Source organism: Candidatus Jordarchaeum sp., from assembly GCF_052745115.1.
Genome location: NZ_JBRAKS010000220.1, coordinates 1 through 6,465 on the forward strand (window position 1 = coordinate 1; position 6,465 = coordinate 6,465).

The 6,465-nt window shown below is 42.3% G+C and carries 4 protein-coding genes; 2 read left to right on the forward strand and 2 right to left on the reverse strand.

Going from position 1 to position 6,465, the window contains the following annotated elements; translation table 11 throughout:
* Together ACUVXA_RS14155 and ACUVXA_RS14160 are read right to left on the reverse strand one after the other, a co-directional pair.
* A partial coding sequence (locus ACUVXA_RS14155) for a radical SAM protein (protein ID WP_445871927.1) occupies window positions 1-671 on the reverse strand: 671 nt, incomplete at its 3' end.
* Window positions 672-926: 255 nt separating this feature from the next.
* The gene (locus tag ACUVXA_RS14160) at window positions 927-2,684 is read right to left on the reverse strand and encodes an APC family permease (protein ID WP_445871928.1); all 1,758 of its coding nucleotides are present in this window, start codon (window positions 2,682-2,684) and stop codon (window positions 927-929) included.
* Between the two features lie 147 nt (window positions 2,685-2,831).
* Here ACUVXA_RS14160 and ACUVXA_RS14165 point away from each other — a divergent pair, with 147 nt between their 5' ends.
* Both ACUVXA_RS14165 and ACUVXA_RS14170 read left to right on the forward strand, forming a co-directional pair.
* Window positions 2,832-2,981, forward strand: coding sequence for a hypothetical protein (locus ACUVXA_RS14165; protein ID WP_445871929.1), 150 nt, complete (start codon window positions 2,832-2,834; stop codon window positions 2,979-2,981).
* Window positions 2,982-3,099: 118 nt separating this feature from the next.
* Window positions 3,100-6,306, forward strand: coding sequence for a hypothetical protein (locus ACUVXA_RS14170; RefSeq protein WP_445871930.1), 3,207 nt, complete (start codon window positions 3,100-3,102; stop codon window positions 6,304-6,306).
* The last annotated feature ends 159 nt before the right edge of the window (window positions 6,307-6,465 follow it).

Sequence of the window (6,465 nt, forward strand, 5' to 3'; positions counted from 1 at the left end):
ACTTTGGGGTAGAGAATCACTATTTCGTCCTCAAACGCTGAGGGAAGATTCTGGTCTATCTCTGAAAGCCTCCGAATTAATTTTTTCACATTTTCCTCCGTGCTGAAGGAAGACATCAGCGCCGGATTACATGAAACCCCGGCCTCCACCAAATTTTTTAAAGCGTTTAATTGGAGCTGAAACCCCTCTGGCTTGGCGCCGGTAAGCCTGGTGAATTCTTCTTCGTTTGCTCCCTTTAGTGAAACCCTAACATGAATATTACTGAATTCGGACAACCGTTTGACGTAATTAGCGTCCAGTAAAATTCCCGAAGTTTCTAAAACAAATGTGTAATCTGTTCGTTCAACCATTTCCAGTATTCTAAAAAGATGCTCTTTACCCACTGTGGGTTCATTACCACTAATTCTCAGCAGGGAGTATCCTCTCTTCCCAGCAATGCGATTCAAATTTTGGAAAACCTGTTCTGGCTTGTAAAACTGACCATATCTTCGAGGATTATCCCGGGGCTCAGCTCCCCAGCAGAAAACGCACCGCAAGGGACAGCCGCAGCAGTCCGCCGTGGCGATTCCTCCATACCAGCGACCTCCCCTAAAACGGTAATACAGTTTGCTCTCGCCACGTAGAACATTTTGTTCTATTCTCAAAGCCAATTCTAGGGGATCATAATGCATTAAAATACTCCCAAAAATTATATCCCGGTATTAATTGACTATCGGGAGAACTAATGATTCTCGCTGCTTTAACCTATGACTTGTTTCTATTTATGATTTTTCCGCATCTAGATGAACCTATTAGCAGATTAGGGGAAAAGAATCCGTATCGCAATTGAAAATGTTTCCAGGAGAGTTCTCAAGAAAGGAGTATAAAAAAGATTTTTAAAAAAATGAGAGAGAGTTGTTGTTCGTATTTTTTGTGATTCCAGGATTTTATTCGGGGGGAATACTCTTGAAAATGGAGTCCAGGTCAACTCCGGCCTTTCTATTCCTTCTTCTCATCACTAGGTACACTATTGCTCCAAGCGAATAAACAATGATTATCATTAGTAGGGAACTGATTTCAAAGGTAGCCACCGCCGCCACAATTAGGGGTAAAATGGTAAACGCTGCAACTATTCCACAGATACCCAGCACCGAGAATCTGCCGATTTTAGGACTATAGGTTTGCTCAGCCAGATCAGGTCTTCTAGCATTAAACCTCATGCCCGCATAGATGGTCAACACAAAAGCCGGGACACCCAGGAAAATGGTGTTAATCGCTGCCTGCAGTGCACTCCAATAGCTTAACACAACTCCTATAGAAGCTATGGCCACCGAAATACCAATAGCGTAAACAGGCGTTGTGGTCCGCTCGTTCAGGGCACTAATTTTAGTAGGCACAACTCGGTCAAAGCTCCAGGCAAAAAGATACCTAGAAGTGGTAAGTAACATGGGCATGATAGCATTCACCAACCACAAGACACCAGCACCAATAATAAATAGACCTAACCAGCTCAAACCCGAAAGAGGAGCCGCAAACAACGGAACACTCGCAGGAATAGGCACCGGCACCTTTCCGGCATAAAGCCAGCCAGCATATTGGATCCAGTACTGGAAAGTATCAGGAGGCAACAAACTACCCCAAGCAGGAACCCAAGAGTAATTAAAGCCGAGATGGGGCAAAGCCCACATCAAAATACCCAAAGGATCCTTAGAATATGTGAGAAAGTCGTACATGTGAATAAACTGTCCGTAGTTCGCTTGCAGGGGATAAAGCAAAGCCAGATAGAAGGCTGCTATTAAGAACAATCCTAGAACCATAGCTATGTAGAATGCTCTCCTTGTGTCACGAACCTCACCGCCCACTATGCTCAGGCTGTAGACACCACCGAAAGCAAACAAGGCAACCAGTATGGCACCAATGGTGTGAGTGAGACCATTAGTGGAATCGTAAAAGGCGTGTAACCACCAGTAATTCTGAAGAGTGACACTAAACAGGTCTCCGTAAGCCCCGAAAATGTCACCTCCATAACCGAAAATGTTGTTCCAGGCCCAAATCATGTCTAGAGGCGAATGGGTGAAGAGTATCCAAGAGGTCGCTACACCGCCCAGCAGAGGTAGAACAAGTAAAATGCGCATAACCCACAAAGAGCCTTTAGTGCTGGCCATGAGTATACTGCCAAATATTAGAACTAGGACAATCCCGAAGAACACTCCCCAAATGGGATCCGTCAACTGAATCGACCAGCCCATCATACCCAGGTTATAAGTCATCAAACCATAGTACATCACAAACAAGCTGATGAAGGAAACCGCTTGGAACGCCAGGACTCCTATAGTAAACATGAGCATAATCCAAACGCCCCAGGAGGCTAAGAATCCGTAGCTAGGACCCAGAATCCGGCTAACAAAAATGTAGTCACCACCACTCCGAGGCATAGCCCTAGACAGAATAGCGTAAATCAGCGCAATAGGCAGCCACATAAACAATGCAACAAGGTATCCTGCGGAAAGGTTAGCACCCGGAAAATAGCCCGGTGCCAAGCTCTGCACCGAAAGAAACATGATACCACCACCCACAATGAAGGAAAAAACCACCACCACAGCATCAACCACACTGATTTCCCTAACCAAACCAGTAGCATCACGAGTAAAAACGATTCTCCGACCACTAGAACCACCCGAGGGGGAACCTTTCTTACCAGACATTCTCCATCTCCACACTTTTATTTGAATGAATAAAAAATAGCAAGATTATAATATATAAATATATGGCCATCAATGTGCAATAGGTCTATGTTTTAGTGTTCTTTGATTTCTATATTCTTTCCTATTCACTTTTCCGTGGTGGTTTAGGTGGAAGGATTCGTGTTTAAACCCCCTGTTTTACGAGGAGGTTCCACGCTTTACAAGGCGAGAAGCATAAAAACACCTCTTAAAGAGGAAGAAAAGCGGGGGCTAAAAATCAACAGGACAGTAAAAAAATCACCATACACTAAATCATAGACTCATTATCAATGTGAAAATCGCAAAAAAGGGTTGAAATATTAAAAAAAACTATAAATATCTACAAGACAAAATATACATAAAATCAAAAAATTCCCCTAAAGGAAGATGAACAACGATGAGAAAAAGGGGATTATTATCAGTCTCAATAGTCCTACTATTGACAGTATCAATATTGGGGGTTCTCCTAACATCAAATAACCCAACAATACTACCGATCTTGCCCTCAAACTATGTAAATCCCAGCGCAAAATCATATATTGGAACTGGAGGCCCATTAAGCGCCCTACTTTACATAACAAACAGTACCGACAGCACACCAAACGCTACAAACACCGACAATAACATATACATTCCATGCCCCAATGGCTGGAAAATCGTCTGGGCGAACATAACACTTTCAAACATTAACGCACCAAATTATACTGTCCAAACAAATAATTCACAGCGAAACTATAGTCTGGGTATAGAGGACACAGAAAGGGGGATGTCATTTAATTTAACAAACAATGCTTATCTAAACGATATTAGCGTATTGATTGAAAAAATTACTATTGGAGAAACTTCGCTAATTTTAAACATTTATAATTCAACTTGGGTCAGTGGAAAGCCTAAGCCAGACAAAACAATTACTTCTTCTATGTTAATCGATTTACCTTCTTCCGGTGGTATAGGCAGCTGGATTTGGGCAAATAAGACTTTGAGCACGCCTCTATTACTAAACATAAGCAGAACTGAAAACAACACGTTTTTTATATCTTTAAAGAGAGCCGCAAGCGGATACATTATGAACTGGGGGGCTGTTAGTTATGGAAATCAGGGATACGCTTATGATTTTAGCTCATCGAGTTATTTGGATCTCGACTTCATACTTAAAGCTAATGTTAGTGCTAGTACTTCACCGGCTGAGAATGCTCTCCCTTCAGAGATTGGCTTAACTATTAATGGCTCACCGGTTTCGGACATCAGTAAGGGTAACGGAGAATGGATTAACAGTACGGCGTCCCCAGATTCAAGTGGATATATTTTCTATGATGCGAATTCAACTTGGATGGATACTGTGAGTTTCTCTTATATTTGGAACGTTACCTATGGAAAGGATACTACTGCGAATACAAATTTTGTTGTGAGTTATAATAGTGATGCTTTTTGGAATGTTACCGTAGATGCTACTGACGCCTTTCCGTTGACTATTGATGGTGTTAATCATATTAATGTTACGGGGATTCCCTCAGATTGGAGTGGTGTAAGTTCTAAGGCGTATAATCAGACCGGTACTACTTGGATTTCACTGGATTCTTATCCGCCTTCTACAATTAGTTTTCTTGCTAGTAATGGTACTTGGATTGTAAACTGCACGGCTCCTAACTACATTTCCAATATCGGCTTTGATGTTGGTGGAGAGATGGTTGAAAACGCAACGCTTTATGATAACCTTAATATCAATGTAACCTTCAACACCACCTTAAGAAGTAACGTTAGTGGAACTGCTACTCTCAATATCTACGACTTCTCTATTCCTCAAATTTTGAATCACACAGAGGAAAAACAGGTAATTCAGGCTATCAAAACTTCATTTATATGGGATGTTGATACTAATGCCACCTCTACTGGAGCATACAATGTGACTGTAAGTTTTCAGGATGGATTTGTGGTTGGCTATAATGAAACATTGCTTGATATTGTGGCTTTAACGAATACTTCTCTTACTGTAACTAGTTTTCCGTCTAGTGTCGAATATCCGGGTCCTGTTCCTATTACTGTTTACTATAATAGAACGGATAACGGTCAGGGATTAACTGGAGCGAATATTAATGCTTATTTTACAAACTCGACGCCCTTAGCCGTTACAGGTCTCATTAGTCATGGAAATGGTTCTTACAGTTTTAATTTAGATTTTACTACGGACTTTGATATTCATAATGTATATTTCAACGCAAGTGGTCTACGGCTTTTTGAATCTAGTATTTCCAGTTCCATCTCGATTAATTATACTCGGGTATTGGTTAGTATTCAACTTAATACTCCCTCAAGTGTTGTTCTTGGTACCAGTTTAGTAGCTAGTGCCCATCTACGGTTTACAACAAATACTTCTAATTTTGTCGGCGCAACTGTAAACTTTAATTTTTCATTGAGATTTAGCAATGGTTCAATCACAATAATACAGCGCAATGGTATAACAAATGATCAGGGTTTGGGTGAGGGCTCTATTCTAGTGCCAATTAATACTGTTAATTTAAACGTCACTGCTTTTTACATGGGAACAAGTACTGTTTTTGGAGCAGGTAGTTCTGTGAATAGTGTTGGTTTAACCAGCGGACCTCCCGGCCCTGATACTGGTTTGGTTTCATTGATGTTTCTTATGATGACGCAGCAGAGCCAGAATTTTATGCTTTATCTTTTGCTCGGTGTTGTGATTGGTTCCGTGGTTGTGGTTGCGGCGGCTGCTGATAGAGTACGTAGGAGACGTGCGGTTCCTATTAAGGCTTTGAGCAGTTTGGAGAATATTATTGTGGATCATATTGCTACTGGTGTTACTTTGTGGGCTTTTGACTTTTTCAGGATGGAGCAGGATGTGGCTCTGGTTTCTGGGTTTATGTCTGCGGTTAAGTCTTTTATGGCTGAGATGCAGAAGGGTGGTCTTAGGAAGCTGGAAACGGAGTTCGGAACGTTTATCCGAGAGGACGGAAATCTTATAACCGTTACCTGCATAACATGTGGCAACACCACAGCGGAGGAGAGATGGATTAGACAGAGACTGCAGAGCTTTCTATCCATTGCTGAGGAGCAACACGCAGAGGAGCTTCAGCGCTGGAGGGGTGACCTCACAGTTTTCAGAGAGTCATTCCCGGTGATTCTGGCTTCGGTGATTGATCTCGATAAAACCGAGAGGCTTCAGAGGGAGAGAGTTTCACAGCTTGAGAAGGATAAGGAGAGGCTTCAGGAGGAACTTAATAGGCTGGGTTCTCAGCTGGAGAGTTTGAAGAAACAGTATGAGTCGGGTGAAATCAGTAAGGGCGAATACGATGATAAAAGGGGCAAGATAGAGCCGGAGTATGACCGGGTTCAGAAGCAGTACATTCACGACAGCCTCTGCCTTTCAAGGGTGCCCCCTGCACTGGAGGCGAAGAAGCCTACAGTGGAAGCCGCTAAAGAGGTGGAGAAGATTCAGGAGAGATTCCTGGAGATACGTATCGAGATTGAGAAGCTGCGGAGAAAAGAGTTGAAAGGCACCATAACCTCTAAGGACAAGAAGCATAGGGATGAGCTTCAGAAGGAACTAATGAAGCTGTTGGAGAAGCTGGACAAATTTAAACAAAAATAGTTCCAAACTTCCCCTATTTCCCTCTTTTCTTTTAAAACCCAATTTCTCTTGGTGTAAAGAAGCTAATTTTCCCATATGTTCAATATAAACTCCTTGGCTGTGGGCCTGTTGTTTTGGAAGGGTTGGAACCGCCCAGTTTCTCGTGTTCGCTTTACACGA